Here is a 16545-nt window from a genome sequence, read left to right on the forward strand (position 1 = left end):
CTGGAACGTCAGCCTCTTTTCTTTGTACAGAGAGCAAGCTCACCAAAACACCCCCTATTGTCCTCAGAAATAGAGTACACCACACCGACAATTCTAAGTAACTTTTGGACAATTCCGAGTTGCGTCTTTTCTAATTTAGTAAATTATGGATTATCTAGCGTATGGGAAAAGTAACGCCGTAATAAGCAGTGAATGAACATACGCTAAGTTTGAGTGTAAGCGAGTCTGCACTCATTCATGAATCCTACTTAATTGATTTGTTATACGTTTTTTCCAATACACTAGCTTCTATAGTTTTAAATGAATAAAATTCAATTTCATCAACCGAACACTCAAAGCTAAATTTACTTATATCACCGATTTCGATATATAAAGGAGCATCATCAGCTACGTTTTGAACACACAATCGCAGTTCTCTTTGATGGGAAAAACGAAGATCCTTTTCAAAAGGTGACACTTGCTCTTTACCCTGACTTAAATCGACGTATTCAACCATACCACGACGATAAGGAAAGTCTGTTTTATCAAGGCAATCATCAAGTTTCTTGTAGAATTTTTTCAAGTTGTAGATACCAACCACATAGTCGTATTGGAATTCTTGCAACATGTCTTTGTCTATTACTTCGGAAAGTCGAACCTCTTTCGTAAGATCAACTATTGCGTAGTAAAAGCAGAAAATACGAGATGATTCGTTTAGATCATTGTAATGCCTGATCCTGACATTGGCTTCAGCAGAATCAAGTATTTGCTCGAACTCATTTGTCTCTGGATTTTTCCTCAAAACGTTAACGCTCTTCGCAGTTTCAATTTTGTGTGTACCTTCATTTTTATCACCAATCTGACAATTATCGAATTGACGAAATGAGGCAAAGCGACCAAGGCGCATACGACCAACACGCCGAAAGTCAGGTAGATAACTTTTCTTTCCAAACTTTAGCAACAGATGTAAGTACATGACGAACCTCGATAAACGTATAACATTTTAATAATAGGTCGGCTCGTTTTCCAACCAGCGTGACTAACACTCAATCTAACATAAGCCTCTAAAAATTAGAGTACAACTGTGGCATTTCACAGCTAGACATCACATAAAAACAAGCCATTTTAATGCTTAGCTACCGTACCGGTTCCGATAACCTGTACGCATAATCAGTTAAAAAGGCTTATATAGTAGTTGCCAAACACTAGAAAAATTACCTTAAATTTGAAGACACTAAAAATATCGATTAAATGCACTAAATGAGTTTGGGGCAATTTTGTTCTTCAAAGTTTGGCTCTAAGCTCTTTCAGTTTTTCTTCAGCATGACGGTAGCCTTGCTGGTAATCAGCGGCTGACTTTCGACATGCCTTAGCATAGCTCTCACCCAAGTCTTTATTGTTATCGAAATTAGTGAACTCATCACGAAAACGTTCAAAGAAATGGTCATAATCTTTTTGGTGGACAGCAATTTCATTAATAATGTTTGCTCGTTTGGACTCTCTCCAAGTTTTGTAGGCAAACCATGCTGAACACAATGCAATAAATACTGCTAGTAAGGCTATCCAGTCGGAACTTTCCATCAATACCTCGATTATTGGGTTATTATAAATTTCAGTCGATTACAAACAGTACTAGCATAAAAGAAACTAAGTCAAATTCAGCTTATTGAAGTTTGCCGCCACATATTCGAAACACACAATGGTCGAGTAGACGACACCTGTTACCAAGTGCCGCCCCTCTAAGAACCCAGCGTGCAACTTTCACTGCACTAGGCTCAAGCCTCCACGAAGGCATCGTTTGATACCCAGCAACTTATAAAGCAGTCGGAGCAGGTTCGATCCAAGAGTTACGTGCCAACCTTTTGGGCTTTCTCTTTGCCAAGTATTCTTGGTATTGAGGGTCAAATGGTGTAGCTGCACTTCGGATTTTTACATGCCTTTCTATTGGCACTTTGGCTATTTGGAAGAGATTAAACTGGCAATCCATATCCATGATCTTCTGCCAACCGTGAAACTGCCATTGGCCTTTACGGTTGACGAAGTATTTTAGGGCGATCCAAGTTTTAGACTTTGTTGGATGACGCCTTTTAGCCCAGTGCCATAACGCATGGAACAGCTTGTGGCCTACATATCCGAATACCTGTTTAGCAACGCAGTGTCGATAGTAATTCGACCATCCCCTGAGTTTCGGATTTATCAGTTTGATAAGATCATTCACTGGAAGGCTTACGTGCTTTTTGATGAGTTCACGCAGATTACTTAAGAACATTAACGTGTTGGATTTACTCGGCTTAATGAGCAATTTTCCTTTGTACTTCCTATGATTAAAACCTAGGAAATCAAAGCCATCGTTGATGTGAGTGATGTGCGTTTTCTCTTCGGAGAGTGTTAAGCCTCGTTCAGCTAAGAAGTCAGCAATCAACGGTTTGATATCGTTCTCAAGCACTTCCTTTGAAGCGCAAGTGACGACGAAATCGTCGGCGTATCCAATAAAGTTGGCTCTTGCTCCCTTTTGGAGAGCGGTAGACTTAATACACTGTTCGAGACCTGAAAGCGTCATTAACATCAAGGTTGGGGATATAATCCCACCTTGGGGCGTGCCTTCATTGGTGTCATAGAACAGCCCTTTGTCTATAAAGCCAGACTTTAGCCATTGTCCCAACATACGCTTATCAACGGCAACATTATCCATCAGCCATTGGTGCCCGATTTTGTCGAAACAGGCTTTGATGTCCCCTTCAAGAACCCATTGCGCTGAACGCTTTTGACTCAAGCAGATAAAACACTGCCCGATAGCATCAGCCGTACTGCGTTTTGGTCGAAAACCGTAACTGTTAGGGTCTGCAAGGCTTTCCGACACAGGCTCTAATGCCAATAGGTGAAGCGCTTGTTGCGCTCTATCTATCATGCAAGGGATACCCAGTGGTCGAAGTTTGCCATTCTTTTTGGGGATATAGATACGCTTGAGTGGTCTAGCTTGATAAGCTTTTCGACTCAATTGATTCACTGCTTTCATGCAGCGTGTATCTGTATTCCAGATGACACCATCTATTCCAGGCGTTTTACTGCCTTTGTTTTGAGATACTCGCTTAACCGCAAGAAGTTTTGCTGAGCGAGAGTGAGTCAGTATCCATTGCAAAGCTTTCACTTTGCCGTGTTTACCTTCTTGAGCTGCCTTTGCGATACGCATCTGGAGCTTTAATACATGCGTTTCAACGGTTTTCCAGTCGATTGACTGCCATTGAGCGCTGTCAGGAGAGGCACTAATCTCTTTTGAAATCATCATTTGCGTTTCTCCTTGAATAAAGTTCTTCAAATTCTCTCGCAACGGGAGACCAGTCGGAAGTGGGCTCACTTTCGTGACCAGACACAAGTCTGTATCTGCATCGTTACAATGCAGCCTTCGCTTTTTCCGACCTCCTATACCTGCATCACTATCGGCCACAAAGGCTTTCCCATCGGGAGTGATACAGGCTTACCCTGTTCCGTATGTTACGTAAAATGTCAACTTAGATGCCCACTCTAGTGCGGAGAGTACTCTGATCACGAAAGGCCAATGCCCAACTCCTTTCCGACTCTCATTGCCATTTTGGCCACAGCGTATTAACCACTTCCGCTGCTTCATCGTATAACGCACCTTTAATGGATTCACATACGTTCATCATATTGACTCCCTAGCACTTACCCGAATTGTGGTTTTCAGGAGGAGCATCCTCTTACGATTCTGTTCCCACTAAGCCTGACGGCCAAGTTTCGTTACATTGTCAGATCCGCTGCTTTATTCAGGATCCTAGGGTCGTCTGGTGATACAGACGGTTCACTCTTATCGCGGTGAACAACGCTTCATACGACTTCAGGTCGCACGGGCACTTCCGAGTTACGAAGTGCCAACTGTGAAGGTTCTGGACATTTTCGTGTTATGCTAACAATGCTCAAACGACCTATTCGAGGTACTTTTCCTCTAACAGAGAAACAACCCACTTTTGTAGCGGATCATCGCTAAATCTAGGGTGCCATGCGGCAATAACATCAAATGATTCGGGTGACTCGCTCATATCGATTTGCGTCACATTCAATCCTTCTACTGCTCTCGAAGGCAAAAAAGCAATAGAATCGGTTGTTTCAAGGTAAAGAGGCACCACGGAGAAACAAGGTGCTGACACAACAACATTACGCTCTAAGCCAAACTGCTTGAACCATTCATCTATTGACCCCTTAAAATTCGGTCTAGAAGGCGAAGCAATAATTGCTGGATAGGCTGCGATTTCTTTGAGTGATGGGTTTACTTTGGAAATCGTTGAATCATTGGATGTGATACACACATGATGCTCTTCAAACAACTTAATGATTGGATAAGACTCAGGTATATAGTCAGGAAATGCTATCGCTAAGTTCACTTTTCCACTTTCCATTAAGTCATTTAACTTATCTAATTCAAAATCTCTAACAATGACTTTTAAGTTTGGCGATTGAACCCTCAACATTGCAATCAATGATGGCAGCACAACTTGTTGCGCATAGTCTGTAGCTGCTATGACATAGGTACCTTCTATCGTGTTTGGATCAAACGTTTTTGGAGAGAGGAGTGCTTGAAAATCTCGAAGCAGTTTATCGATTTCTAGAGAGAGTTCTTCGGCTAAAGGCGTGGGTAAAAAACCATTGGTTTTTCTAAGGAACAGTCGATCTCCAAATACCTCACGTAGTTTTTTAAGTTGCTCGCTTACCGCTTGCTGGGTTAAGCCGAGTTGATTTGCTGCCTTCGATGCGCTCTGCTCTCTAATCAACGCCTGAAAGACTCTGAGTTGTTTAATATCTAGCCTATCTAGCTTATTCACTTAAGTTACCTTTTGCCTAGCCAAGTGTTACCAATTTTTATTGTATCACTTACAAAGAAATGTTGTTTCTATTTGTTTTACTTGATCATTAACATAGCTCCTGTCAAAACAAACCATAGAGATGGAGTAAGTAATGAAAACAGTAATTCTAATTGGCGCTTTGGGTAAGATGGGACAAGCGGCACTAACAGGTCTAGGGAATCATAAAGTGATTACCGCAGGTCGCTCAGGTAATGTTGACCATATTGTTGATATTACCAATGAAAGCTCGGTTCGAGCACTATATGAAAAAGTCGGTCACTTTGATGCTGTTGTTAACACGGTTGGTTTTTGTGAGTATGCAACATTTGCTGAAATGAGTGAATCACAATGGATGACCACGGTAATGAGCAAAATGATGGGACAGATCAACCTTGTTCGTATTGGCCAAGAGTATATCGCAGATAACGGCTCATTCACTCTAATCAGTGGCATCTTAAATGTAAAACCTATCCCTTATGCGATTGCTGATGCAACGACAAGCGGTGCTATCGATACCTTTGTAAAGTGTGTTGCACACGAAATGCCACGTGGTACACGTATCAACGTTGTGAACCCAACAGTATTGGAAGAAGCATGGGAAGTTTATGGGGAAATGATGCCTGGCTTTGAGCCAGTACCAAGCAAACTGGTTGGTAAAGCGTTTGAGCGTTCCGTTGACGGGTTTATCAACGGCGAAGTATTGTTCGTGGATGCTTAACGGATTCGAATTGAGAAGCACGCCTTTCATAGCGTGCTTCTTTTTTAATAGAGTATTTGCGTTAACAAGCTTTGGGCAGAACTTTGTTGTGAATTCCATTACCAGTAATCTCTTGCTAAGCAGTCAATAAACTTGCAGAGTTTAGGCAAACCAGCAGACTATTAAAGATATTATATATCAAGGGGAAATATGGATATCAACGCGGTTTCAGAAAGTGATTTATCTAACATCCTTGCTTTAGTCAAGGATGTAGCTGACCGTGACGTTCTACCATTATTGAACGCTCAGGGGCGGAGTGAATTCAATACACGAGTGTTAAGTGATATTGAGACTACATTAAATGCATCAACGTTTACTACAGTTAAAGCCGTCATAGATGGTCAAATTGTTGGTTACGGTGCATTTCGCAATGGCAACTATCTCACTCATCTTTTTGTATCCAAATCTTGTCAAGGTTATGGAATAGGTAAAGCACTACTAACTTACTTATTGAATAACACAGCAGCAATAGAAGTTAATCTTCGCTCTTCAGTCAATGCTGTGAGTTTTTATGAACGGAACGGATTTGTGGTATCAGGTGATGAGTCTGAATTGAATGGCATTAGGTTTATACCAATGCGCTTGGTTCGTATGAAATAGTTTCGGATGACATAGTTTCGTATGGAACAGGTTCGCAGGACACAGTACCTACTCAGGATTACTGTGACCAATCTACTATTGATTCTTAATACCATTGATATTCAGCGCTGATTGTTAGCTAAAATACTTAAATCTTAGTTGTTAATGTCACTAAATTGGCCGGAGCTTTACCAACTTGTTTTGCGGGAGCCCCCGCAACCACGACGCCCTCGTGCACCGGTTTGAGTACCACGGAATTTGCTGCAACAATCGCACCTTTGCCTATTTCAATGTTGCCTAATACGGTCGCGCCAGCACAAATTAGCGCTCCTTGACGAATTTTAGGGTGCCTGTCTCCAGCTTCGTTTAGGGTGCTACCTAGAGTCACGCCATGCCAAATACTGACATTATCTTCGATCACAGCGGTCTCTCCGATGACAATGCACATACCATGGTCGATAAATAGATTTTTCCCCAGTTTGGCAGCGGGATGTATGTCTATATCCCATTCTTTTGATATCCAGTTTTGCAAAAGTACAGCACTTTGAATATCACCTTCGTGCCATATCGCATGAGAAAAGCGGTATGCCTGTACGGCTAGTAGGCCTCGGAACGACAAAAATGCAGTAAGATGATCTGGGCAAGCTGGATTGGACATAACCAAGTGATTAATGTCTGAGGTGGCGCTTTTGACGATGTTTGGGTAATGATGGTTCAACTCTGAAAACCAATCGACGAACACTTGTCGAGAGAGATGCTGCTTTAAGGTATCCGCTAGATTACCGACCAACGCATCGGCAAAATTATCATATGAAAATATTTTGTCAGCAAGGTAAGCACTTAATCGGTGATTGCTTTGTTGTAGCTGATTGGCTTGTTTATTAATCTCTGACCAGATCATCGTAATCGCCTGTAATTTTATGTAAAAGTTATTAATAAACAATGTAGTAATGCACGCAACAATATGCACCGACTTGACGAGTCAGCCAACTTGGCGCAATTTACGCTGAACATAAAGCCAACCTAACTGGTGAGAGGTTGAACCTGTTAGATTGGCTTTATCCGCTGGTAAACAATCAATGCAGTGTTATTGACAAAGGGTCTTTTCAACTTCAGTAATTGCTTTATCAAGAATGGCAATCCCTTCGTCCAGCTCTTGGTAGCTGACGGTAAGAGGTGGAGCTATGCGAAAAACCCCTCCCATACCTGGTAGGCATACAATGTTCATATGCAAACCTAACTTAAAGCATTCTTGTGTGATTAAGTCGCCAATTTCCTCAGAGCGTGTTTTATCTGTTTTGTTTTTTACAATTTCGATTCCCTGTAGCAGACCACGGCCTCTGGCGTCACCAACGACTTGGTGTTTTTCTACCATTTTCCTCAGCGCTACGGCTAAATAATCGCCTTTTTCTCTTACTTCCTCGATAATGTTGTCTCGTTCAAGTACGTTCATTACAGTGCATCCAATTGCTGCTACCAGAGGATCATTAACATGTGACGTGAAGAAGACGAAGCCATTGTCTTTAGCTTTTTGTTCAATTTCTGTTGAAGTCACAAGAGCCGCGAGAGGCAGTCCTGCTCCTAACGTTTTTGATAGGGTTAAAATATCCGGGGTGACGTCATCGTGCTGAAAGCCATACCAGTAACCGGTGCGACCAAAACCAGTTTGGGCTTCATCAAATATTAAAAGCATTCCACGTTCATGACACTTTTTCTTTAACGCGGCCAGATAACCGGGAGGCGGAACAAGAATACCGCCACCAGATAGGATAGGTTCAACAATGCATGCAGCTAAACTACCGACCGATTGTGCATCAACCATTTCAAAACCGTAATCTAGTTGCTTTTTCCAATCCAGATTACCTTCTTTATCGACAAAATCAGGGCGGTATTCATAAGGTGTCGGAATAGCTAATTGCCCCGGAACTGGCGGGTAGCCATTTTTTCGAGCAGAACAATATGTTGCACCGCCACTGGCCTCAGTAATACCATGCCATGAGCGACTAAATTGTTTATCTAACACATGTTGAGTTTTAAGTGTTTATACACAACACACAATATCATTGAAACTCGTTTTGTAGCAGAAATAAGCCCGCCATGCGATCTCATTGACTAGCCACAATCTTACGCAAACAACAAAAGGTTTAGACAAATCTAAGGTTGCAATAATTTTTGCTCAATGTAGTATGCTCTACATTAGCAATAACTTAATTAGTTTTTAATAAAGGACATTGGCATGAACTGTCGATTTAGTATAAAGCAGATGGCGATTATGCTTTCAATCGCCATTGCGGCTTGGTTAGTCTTTTTTCCGATAGACAGCCAACCAAGCGAATTTTCAAATAGTGCGGCTTTAGTTTTGATTACGTTAACGTTTTGGTCAACAAGCATTATGCCCCCATTTTTAGTTGCACTTATCTTTTTTGCCTTGGCTGCTACGTTTAAATTACTTGATCCCACCTTACTTTTTTCTGGGTTTGGTTCCACAGCCGTATGGTTAATTATCTCGGGCTTTGTTATCGGAGCGGCGATTTCCACTTCTGGGCTGGGTAAAAAATTAGCTTCGGTTATTGCGCCTCATTTAACGACAAGTTATAGCCGATTGATTACAGGATTGGTTGCTAGTGCCATGTTGCTCGGTTTTGTTATGCCATCATCGGTGGGTCGAGCGGTAGTATTGATACCAATAGGAATGGCGCTTGCCGACCAGGTTGGTTTTCAAAAAGCGAGTAACGGTAGAATAGGCATTGCTGTTGCGTTAGCTTTGGCATGCAATATGCCAAGTTTTGCTGTTCTGCCTGCGAATATTCCTAACATGATTCTTGCTGGTGCGAGTGAAACACTTTACGACATTCAGTTTAGTTATACCGAATATTTACTGCTGCACTTTCCGGTATTAGGTGTGGTTAAATCATTGTTTATCGTACTCTTAGTGTTGAAAATTTTTCCTGATGAAATTTTACCAAATCAGCGTGTCGAATCTGATAATCAGCAACAACAATACGATAGTAAACTACAAAAGAAAGTGGCTATCTTACTTGCTATTACCTTGTTGTTCTGGGTGACAGATACGATCCATGGCGTTAATCCTGCTTGGGTTGGATTGGTTACGGCTATTATTTTGTTACTACCGAAAGTAGGGGTTATTCCACCAAAATCTTTTAACAGCTCGGTCGATTTTGGCACGGTAATATTTGTTTCTTCTGCGCTTGGTTTAGGAATGCTAGTAAACGAATCAGGTATCGGTAATTATATGGGAGAAGCATTTAGTCAACTACTACCATCATCGTCTTCTGGTTCTTTCTTCAGTTTTATGGCGCTTTCTTTAACCTCTGTTGTGACGGGATTGGTGACGACTATCCCTGGAGTTCCTGCGGTTCTTTCGCCTTTGGCTGAAAATTTTGCCAATGCTACTGGCTTTTCAACTACCGCAGTATTGATGACTCAAGTACTCGGTTTTTCTACCGCTATTTTTCCTTATCAAGTCGCTCCTTTGATTATTGCCATGCAGTTGTCGGAAGAGCCGTTAGTAAAATTGGTCAAAGTGACCATACCACTAACGCTGGTCACGGTTTTGTTACTATTTCCATTGGATTTCGTGTGGTGGTGGCTACTTGGCTGGGTCTAGTGAAAAAGTAAACTTGAGATCGAATTCGTAAGGTGATGGGAGCGGTTTGCTGTTATTTTTTATGCTTAAATTGAAATAAGTAGCATATTAATGTGATCCTATTGCACCACTAATGCGTACAGTTGTCGTTAATTAAATTAAAGAGACGAGCTGTGACTGAATCTAATACCGAAGCGGAAAAAAGCTCTCAAGCGAGCCATAACGTCAATATTTTGCCTGTATTTCCATTACCGATTTTTTTGCTAACCGGAGGAATGCAAAGGCTGCGTATTTTTGAAGCGAAATACGTGGCCATGGTGGCGAATGCAAATGAAACCGACGGATTTGTTATGTCTGTTTATCACCAAGAGAGAGCATTCAACGCTGCAGACTGGGGAGCTCACGTAAAAATTGTCGATTTTGACCAAGGTGAAGATGGTATTTTGCAAGTTGATGTGCTGGCGGTCGGCTTAGTGAGCTTATCGGACTTTAGCTATCAGCAAGATGGATTGTTATTAGCTCACGCGGAAACGTTGCCGCATTGGTCTGTAGAACCATCTTTAGTGAGTGATTGGTCTAAACAACAAAATACCGAAGTAACTAGTGACAAGCTAAGTTTTGATAACAGCGAAGAGCATCAGCAATTCTCTACCGTTTTACAAGGTATTTTTCAAAGTCATAAACCACTAAATGACCTATATAAACAGCAGTATTTCGACTACTATGAATGGGTATGCGCTCGATTGTTGGAGATAATTCCTCTCTCTTTGACAGAGAAAGAGAAGTTTGTTAAACCATTGCAATTAGAGCAACTTACAAAACTCCTTGATTCTCTGTGCGAAAAAGATAAATAAAAAGTGATCCTTTTTATTTTTGCTAACGTAATGGTTTATAACTATTCCAATTGAGCGTGGATCGATGCAGCAGATAGAGGCACAAACAGATCTGATAACGGTAGGACATCCCATTACAAAGCCATTAACTCAATCGGCTCATCCTGAGCTGTCGCATTGGTTATCTTTGGTTGCGAAAAACCAAGATAAAGATGCTTTTACTAAATTGTTTGGTTTTTTTGCTCCTAAAATTAAACGCTTTGGTATTAAACAGTTTAATAACGAAAGCCAAGCAACGGAGTTGGTCCAGGACACCATGACTAATGTGTGGAAAAAAGCCCATTTGTACGATGCCAGTAAAGGTGCAGCAACGACTTGGGTTTACACAGTGATGAGAAACGCGTGTTTTGATTACCTGAGAAAAGTAAAAAATCATCCCCAGCAAAATATAGGCGATGATATTTGGCCATTGGAGCAAGCACTAGATGAGAACAGCGATCAAGTTAGCCCATTCCAAGACCACTTGATGACCAAAAGGCTGCAGCAATTCGTTGATACTTTGCCTACAGCTCAAAAGGTAGTGGTGCAGGGCGTGTATTACCAAGAACTTTCTCAAGAGCAGCTTTCTCAACAACTCGGCGTTCCGATTGGTACCATAAAATCGCGCTTAAGACTGGCGTTAGAAAAAATTAGACAGCAAATGGGAGACCATGATCATGATTAATCATCACCCAACAGACGCTGTATTGGAAGAATTTGTGGCGGGAAATTTACAACCTTCGGTTGCGGTTATTGTCGCAAGCCATGTTGAAATGTGCCCAAAATGCCAGAATTTGGTCCATCAGTTTACGGAAATGGCAGCAATACAAGAGTTTGGCGCAACAGACGGATTCGATTCAGAAACCGATTTTGATTTGGTAGCAGATGCTGCAGAAACGACTATGCTTACAAGGTTGCAGGCTGATGAAGCACATCAATTTGTTAACACTCAAGCTGACGACGTATCGATAGATATGATCAATGCCATTACAGATTTACCAGTGCAGCGTGAAGATGTGTTACCTAAAACCGTGCCACAAATTGATGTGGATGGAACACGGGTTTCGTTGCCTAACGCAGTCAAATCTATCGCGTTAAAAGAGTGGCAAGGTTTAGGAAAAATTGCACGAGCTCGGATGAATTTTGATGATGACGAGCGACGTATGAGTTTGTTGCATATCGCTAAGGGAGGAAACGTTCCTCAACATACTCATAAAGGTTTTGAAATAACCTTACTGCTTCAAGGGAGTTTTAGCGATAATATGGGTACATACAATACGGGAGACTTTATGTGGTTAGACGGCAGTCATACACATAACCCGATCACATCAGAAGGGTGTGTTTGTTTAACCGTTTCAAGTGACGCAATACATTTTACTCAAGGTATGAGCAAGCTATTAAACCCACTTGGAAAGCTCATTTATTGACAGCATATTGACTCTGAGTAGTAGTTAATATGGCGAGGATAGGATAATGGATAAGAAACTAAAATTAGGTATTAGTGCTTGTGTTTCCGGCCAACAGGTTCGATATGACAAAAGCCACAAACGTTCTCATTTTTGTATGGAAGAATTGAGTGAGTTTGCGGAATACAAACCAGTTTGCCCAGAAGTCGCCGTAGGTTTACCCACTCCACGCCCAACAATACGTCAAATTTCTATTGATGATGTAATCAAAGTTTCTCGCCCAGATGGTTCTGGTGATGTTACGCAAGCATTAACTGAATTTGGTCAATCGCACGCGAAGCAAACCGAGGATCTAGCCGGATTTATATTTTGTGCCAAAAGCCCGAGTTGCGGTATGGAACGAGTTAAGGTTTACCAACATGATGGTAAAGGCTCAGAAATGACAGGTGTTGGTATGTTTGCCAAACAGATTATGACGCACAATCCGTTATTACCTTGCGAAGAAAATGGCCGCTTAAATGATCCGATTATTCGCGAAAATTTTATCACGCGTATTTTTACCTACCAGAAATGGTTGGATTTGAAAGCTAGTGGCTTTACTCATCACAAATTGATTACTTTCCATAGCACGCATAAATATTTGGTGATGAGCCACCATATAGAAAGCTATAAAAAACTGGGTCGTTTGCTTGCTAATCCAGAAGACAATATTGAAGTGGTGGCGGATAAATACATTTCGATGTTAATGCAAGCACTAACGATTAAAGCGACTCGACGTAGTCACAGTAATACGTTGCAGCATTTACAAGGTTACTTTAAAAAGCAACTGACTAAAGAGAAGCGTAAAGAGTTGAGCGAAGAAATTGATGCTTATAGAAATGGTGTTACGCCTTTATTGGTTCCATTAACCTTGATTAATCACTATTTATTGGAATTTCCTAACCAATACTTGGCTGATCAAACTTACCTCAACCCACATCCCAAAGCCTTGCGCTTACGCTATGGCTATTAGGTTAGTTTAAAGTAATAAAAAATGGACATTGCGTCCATTTTTTGTTTTTCCGCTTAACTAGCTTTAAGCCTACAATGTCAAGCCTACGTCATCCAATAGATCCAACTATGCTATTTAACTAATTTTGGCCTATCTTTACTAAGTTATTCTATTATTTATCAAAAAATTCTGATCCATACTAATATGTCATGCGTATATAAAACTATATCAACGGATAAAACCGTGTCGAATCCAACAAAAGGTGAGGTTATATGCAGCGTTCATTGTGGCTTAAAAAATTTATCAATGTGTACAGTGAATTGAGAACCGATAATCTCGCCACATTACAAACAATTTACCATCCTGATGTCACTTTTATTGACCCTTTGCATCAAGTGAACGGCATCCATGCGCTGTTAGATAGTTTTGATAGCAGTTACAGCAATATAAGTTATTGCGATTTCGTGATTGATCATGTGATGCAATCTGATGAAGAAGCGGCAGTTTATTGGACAATGACCTTCCAACATAAAAACTTAAATGGTCACAAACCCGTTTCTGTTGAAGGGCATTCTCATTTGAAAGTACAAGATGACCTGATTATTTTTCATCGAGATTATCTGGATGTTGGTGCGATGATTTATGAGCATGTGCCATTGATTGGGTTTTTAGTTAAAACCATCAAACAAAGGGCGGGTCAATAATGCAGATCTTAATTACTGGCGCAACTTCTGGTATTGGCAATGACTTAGCTAAGCAGTATGCAAAGCAAGGGCATAAAGTTACCGCTTGTGGTCGTAGTTCGGCTAAATTACAAACGCTATGTAGCGATTATCCGTCGATAGAGCCGCTCTGCTTTGACCTCACTGATTATCAAAATTACCCGCAAGTAAGCGAAGATTTTGCCCCACTGGATTTACTGATTTTAAATGCGGGTGACTGTGAATATATTGACGATGCACTAAATTTTGACGCTGAAAAATTTGAGCGTGTTATTAATATCAACTTGGTTTCGGTGGGCTATAGTTTACAAACATGGTTGAAACATATTAAACCCGGAGGACGTTTGGTTTTGGTCAGTTCTAGCGCGGCGTTGTTACCTTTACCAAGAGCGGAGGCGTATGGCGCATCTAAAGCGGCGTTAACCTATTTGGCTAAAACACTGACAACAACCTTGAGTGGTAACAGTATAAACGTGACCGTTGTCCATCCTGGTTTTGTAAAAACGCCGTTAACCAACAAAAATACTTTTGCTATGCCGATGATGATTTCAAGCCAACAGGCGGCCGAGAAAATAATCACTGGCGTTGCAAAAGGACGTTCAGATATTAGTTTTCCAGCTCTGTTTATTTTTATTATGAAGTGTTTGAGTATTTTACCTTCGTCACTTTGGAACAAATTAGCCACTAGGATGAGCGAAAAATGACAGTTAAAAAAACAAAAATAGCCATTATTGGATCAGGTATTTCGGGCTTAACCTGTGCATATTTACTCGACAAAGACAATGATGTAACCGTTCTAGAAAAAAATGATTATGTTGGTGGCCACACTGCAACGGTTGATATTGAACATCAAGGAAGTCAGTTCGCTATTGATACCGGTTTTATTGTTTTTAATGACCGCACATACCCCAATTTCAATCGTTTATTGTCAGACTTAGGCATTGAAAGACAAGCAACCGAAATGAGCTTTAGTGTCCATAACAAGCAAACTAAGTTTGAATACAATGGTCACGGAATTAATTCCCTTTTTGCACAGAGAAGAAATGTATTCAGACCCAAATTTTGGCAACTCATTATTGAGATAATTAAATTCAATAAGTTGTGTAAACAAGCTTTTCATAATGATGACATAGAACAGAAAAGTACTTTGGGCGACTTTCTCTCTCAGCATAATTTTAGCGAATTTTTCTGCGAACACTATATTTTGCCTATGGGAGCAGCGATTTGGTCTACAAGCTTAAAAGAGATGAAGCAGTTTGAGCTTAAGTTCTTTGTCCAGTTTTTCTATCATCACGGCTTATTGAATATCGTTGATAGGCCGCAGTGGTTTGTGATTCCCGGTGGCTCTAGAACTTATGTTGAAGCGATTCAAGCCAAACTGCGTAAGCCAATTGAAACTGGATGTTCCATTCTAAATGTTAGCAGAGGTGAGCTAGGGGTAACCATCACCTTAACAAATGGTGAACAGCGAGTATTTGACGATGTGATTTTTTCCTGCCATTCCGACCAAGCGTTGAATTTATTAGCCGACCCGACGAGGGACGAATTCGACGTGCTATCAGGTATTCCTTATAGTCGAAATGAAGTGGTATTGCATACCGATACGCGTTTATTACCGGATAGAAAGCTGGCTTGGGCGAGTTGGAACTACATGCTGGATGGTGACTTATCTCGCCCTTCTTGTGTCACTTACAACATGAACATACTTCAAGGGTTGAAAAGTGATGATACCTTCTGCGTAACCCTGAACCAAAGTGACGCTATTGCGCCAGAAAAAGTGATACGTCGCTTTATTTATCATCATCCAGTTTTAGATGATAAGAGCGTTAAAGCGCAAAAGAAACGCGACCTGATTTGCGGTAAAAATGGTTGCCATTTTGTTGGTGCCTATTGGTACAGCGGCTTTCATGAAGATGGGGTTCGCAGTGCGTTAGATGTTACTAAGCGCTTCGGGCAATCGTTATGATCACAAACAGTGGAATTTATTGGGGTAATGTACGCCATCGTCGCTTTGGTGATATAGGTCATATATTCAATTATAAGTTGTATATGTTGGCTATCGATCTGGATGAATTGGACAATTTATCTCAACAAAGTTGCTTGTTTGGCGAGCGTTGGTTCAATTTAATTCGATTTAATGAAAAAGATTACATAAAAAGTGAACCGGGAACGCTAAAGCAACGTATAAGTGAGAAGGTGCAAGCATTAGGTGGCGATTGGTCTGCTGAAAACAGAGTGACTATGTTGGCTCAAGCTCGGTGTTTTGGTCTCTATTTTAGTCCTATTAATTGTTATTTTTGCTATGACGCTTCGGCGAAATGTCAATATATGTTAGCAGAAGTGAGTAATACTCCATGGAGACAAAGGCATTACTATTTAGTGGATATGAACGGTGATATGAAAGTGAAAAAAGCGTTTCATGTTTCTCCTTTTATGCAGATGGATATGACCTATCACTGGAAAGTGTCCGCGCCTAAAAAAAATGTGTTAGTCCACATAGAAAACCACAACAACGATAAAGTATTTGATGCCACGTTGGCGCTAAGTAAGCGTGAGTTTACTGCTAAAGAAATCGCTAAAACAGTGCGTTCTATTCCTATGATGACGCTGAAAATTGTCGCTGGAATTTATTGGCAAGCATTAAAACTGTTTTTGAAACGAGTGCCGTTTGTTGCGCATCCAAACAGTTAAATTAATGGGTCGAAGCTAGCTTGGTATCGATAGAGTATGTTGGTATTGATAGAGAAAGAATTCGAAAAAATGGATATTCGAAAGA

17 protein-coding genes are annotated in these 16545 nt (G+C 40.9%); 11 read left to right on the forward strand and 6 right to left on the reverse strand.

Annotated elements, in window-relative coordinates:
• Positions 1-244: 244 nt before the first annotated feature.
• The 4 genes from R3X26_RS10805 to R3X26_RS10820 all read right to left on the reverse strand — a co-directional run bounded on the left by R3X26_RS10805 (position 245) and on the right by R3X26_RS10820 (position 4814).
• The gene (locus R3X26_RS10805) at positions 245-955 is read right to left on the reverse strand and encodes a hypothetical protein (RefSeq protein WP_317717324.1); all 711 of its coding nucleotides are present in this window, start codon (positions 953-955) and stop codon (positions 245-247) included.
• A gap of 308 nt (positions 956-1263) precedes the next feature.
• Complete coding sequence (locus R3X26_RS10810) at positions 1264-1560, reverse strand: hypothetical protein (RefSeq protein ID WP_317717325.1); 297 nt, start codon at positions 1558-1560, stop codon at positions 1264-1266.
• Between the two features lie 232 nt (positions 1561-1792).
• Positions 1793-3265 carry a group II intron reverse transcriptase/maturase gene (gene ltrA / locus R3X26_RS10815; protein WP_317717412.1) on the reverse strand — a complete coding sequence of 491 codons (1473 nt, stop codon included), beginning with the start codon at positions 3263-3265 and terminating at the stop codon, positions 1793-1795.
• A 655-nt stretch (positions 3266-3920) separates the two neighbouring features.
• Positions 3921-4814, reverse strand: coding sequence for a LysR family transcriptional regulator (locus R3X26_RS10820; RefSeq protein ID WP_317717326.1), 894 nt, complete (start codon positions 4812-4814; stop codon positions 3921-3923).
• A gap of 133 nt (positions 4815-4947) precedes the next feature.
• Between R3X26_RS10820 and R3X26_RS10825 the strand changes: the two genes are divergently transcribed.
• Positions 4948-5553: a short chain dehydrogenase gene (locus R3X26_RS10825; protein WP_317717327.1), complete on the forward strand. Its 606-nt coding sequence runs from the start codon at positions 4948-4950 to the stop codon at positions 5551-5553.
• 189 nt (positions 5554-5742) lie between these two features.
• Positions 5743-6192, forward strand: coding sequence for a GNAT family N-acetyltransferase (locus R3X26_RS10830; protein ID WP_317717328.1), 450 nt, complete (start codon positions 5743-5745; stop codon positions 6190-6192).
• Between the two features lie 127 nt (positions 6193-6319).
• Here the strand turns inward: R3X26_RS10830 and epsC are convergent, their stop codons facing one another.
• Together epsC and R3X26_RS10840 are read right to left on the reverse strand one after the other, a co-directional pair.
• Positions 6320-7072 carry a serine O-acetyltransferase EpsC gene (gene epsC / locus R3X26_RS10835; RefSeq protein WP_317717329.1) on the reverse strand — a complete coding sequence of 251 codons (753 nt, stop codon included), beginning with the start codon at positions 7070-7072 and terminating at the stop codon, positions 6320-6322.
• A gap of 186 nt (positions 7073-7258) precedes the next feature.
• Positions 7259-8194: an aspartate aminotransferase family protein gene (locus tag R3X26_RS10840; protein WP_317717330.1), complete on the reverse strand. Its 936-nt coding sequence runs from the start codon at positions 8192-8194 to the stop codon at positions 7259-7261.
• A gap of 213 nt (positions 8195-8407) precedes the next feature.
• Between R3X26_RS10840 and R3X26_RS10845 the strand changes: the two genes are divergently transcribed.
• The 9 genes from R3X26_RS10845 (at position 8408) to R3X26_RS10885 (ending at position 16460) form a co-directional block, all read left to right on the forward strand.
• Positions 8408-9799 (forward strand): SLC13 family permease, encoded by a 1392-nt coding sequence (locus R3X26_RS10845; protein ID WP_317717331.1) that lies wholly within the window; start codon positions 8408-8410, stop codon positions 9797-9799.
• Positions 9800-9951: 152 nt separating this feature from the next.
• The gene (locus R3X26_RS10850; RefSeq protein WP_317717332.1) at positions 9952-10632 is read left to right on the forward strand and encodes an LON peptidase substrate-binding domain-containing protein; all 681 of its coding nucleotides are present in this window, start codon (positions 9952-9954) and stop codon (positions 10630-10632) included.
• 64 nt (positions 10633-10696) lie between these two features.
• The gene (locus R3X26_RS10855; protein ID WP_317717333.1) at positions 10697-11335 is read left to right on the forward strand and encodes a sigma-70 family RNA polymerase sigma factor; all 639 of its coding nucleotides are present in this window, start codon (positions 10697-10699) and stop codon (positions 11333-11335) included.
• Positions 11328-12077, forward strand: a complete 750-nt coding sequence (locus R3X26_RS10860) for a ChrR family anti-sigma-E factor (RefSeq protein ID WP_317717334.1) — start codon at positions 11328-11330, stop codon at positions 12075-12077. Before R3X26_RS10855 ends, R3X26_RS10860 begins: the two co-directional genes overlap by 8 nt.
• 46 nt (positions 12078-12123) lie before the next feature.
• Complete coding sequence (locus R3X26_RS10865) at positions 12124-13068, forward strand: DUF523 and DUF1722 domain-containing protein (RefSeq protein WP_317717335.1); 945 nt, start codon at positions 12124-12126, stop codon at positions 13066-13068.
• Positions 13069-13319: 251 nt separating this feature from the next.
• On the forward strand, positions 13320-13751 hold the full coding sequence (locus tag R3X26_RS10870; RefSeq protein ID WP_317717336.1) for a nuclear transport factor 2 family protein: 432 nt from the start codon (positions 13320-13322) through the stop codon (positions 13749-13751).
• A complete protein-coding gene (locus R3X26_RS10875; protein WP_317717337.1) occupies positions 13751-14473 on the forward strand; it encodes an SDR family NAD(P)-dependent oxidoreductase in 723 nt (240 codons plus the stop codon). The genes R3X26_RS10870 and R3X26_RS10875 overlap by 1 nt, the downstream gene beginning before the upstream one ends.
• The gene (locus R3X26_RS10880; RefSeq protein ID WP_317717338.1) at positions 14470-15735 is read left to right on the forward strand and encodes an NAD(P)/FAD-dependent oxidoreductase; all 1266 of its coding nucleotides are present in this window, start codon (positions 14470-14472) and stop codon (positions 15733-15735) included. The genes R3X26_RS10875 and R3X26_RS10880 overlap by 4 nt, the downstream gene beginning before the upstream one ends.
• Positions 15732-16460 carry a DUF1365 domain-containing protein gene (locus R3X26_RS10885; RefSeq protein ID WP_317717339.1) on the forward strand — a complete coding sequence of 243 codons (729 nt, stop codon included), beginning with the start codon at positions 15732-15734 and terminating at the stop codon, positions 16458-16460. The genes R3X26_RS10880 and R3X26_RS10885 overlap by 4 nt, the downstream gene beginning before the upstream one ends.
• The last annotated feature ends 85 nt before the right edge of the window (positions 16461-16545 follow it).

This window comes from Vibrio sp. TH_r3, assembly GCF_033101115.1.
In the GTDB taxonomy this organism is placed as follows: domain Bacteria; phylum Pseudomonadota; class Gammaproteobacteria; order Enterobacterales; family Vibrionaceae; genus Vibrio.

Bases quoted from the DNA above. Each gene is read 5' to 3' on its own strand.
- R3X26_RS10880 (WP_317717338.1), top strand. From the start codon at position 14,470: ATGACAGTTAAAAAAACAAAAATAGCCATTATTGGATCAGGTATTTCG.
- epsC (WP_317717329.1), bottom strand. From the start codon at position 7,072: ATGATCTGGTCAGAGATTAATAAACAAGCCAATCAGCTACAACAAAGC.
- R3X26_RS10870 (WP_317717336.1), top strand. From the start codon at position 13,320: ATGCAGCGTTCATTGTGGCTTAAAAAATTTATCAATGTGTACAGTGAA.
- R3X26_RS10810 (WP_317717325.1), bottom strand. From the start codon at position 1,560: ATGGAAAGTTCCGACTGGATAGCCTTACTAGCAGTATTTATTGCATTG.
- R3X26_RS10855 (WP_317717333.1), top strand. From the start codon at position 10,697: ATGCAGCAGATAGAGGCACAAACAGATCTGATAACGGTAGGACATCCC.
- R3X26_RS10860 (WP_317717334.1), top strand. From the start codon at position 11,328: ATGATTAATCATCACCCAACAGACGCTGTATTGGAAGAATTTGTGGCG.
- R3X26_RS10885 (WP_317717339.1), top strand. From the start codon at position 15,732: ATGATCACAAACAGTGGAATTTATTGGGGTAATGTACGCCATCGTCGC.
- R3X26_RS10825 (WP_317717327.1), top strand. From the start codon at position 4,948: ATGAAAACAGTAATTCTAATTGGCGCTTTGGGTAAGATGGGACAAGCG.
- R3X26_RS10805 (WP_317717324.1), bottom strand. From the start codon at position 955: ATGTACTTACATCTGTTGCTAAAGTTTGGAAAGAAAAGTTATCTACCT.
- ltrA (WP_317717412.1), bottom strand. From the start codon at position 3,265: ATGATGATTTCAAAAGAGATTAGTGCCTCTCCTGACAGCGCTCAATGG.
- R3X26_RS10865 (WP_317717335.1), top strand. From the start codon at position 12,124: ATGGATAAGAAACTAAAATTAGGTATTAGTGCTTGTGTTTCCGGCCAA.
- R3X26_RS10845 (WP_317717331.1), top strand. From the start codon at position 8,408: ATGAACTGTCGATTTAGTATAAAGCAGATGGCGATTATGCTTTCAATC.
- R3X26_RS10875 (WP_317717337.1), top strand. From the start codon at position 13,751: ATGCAGATCTTAATTACTGGCGCAACTTCTGGTATTGGCAATGACTTA.
- R3X26_RS10830 (WP_317717328.1), top strand. From the start codon at position 5,743: ATGGATATCAACGCGGTTTCAGAAAGTGATTTATCTAACATCCTTGCT.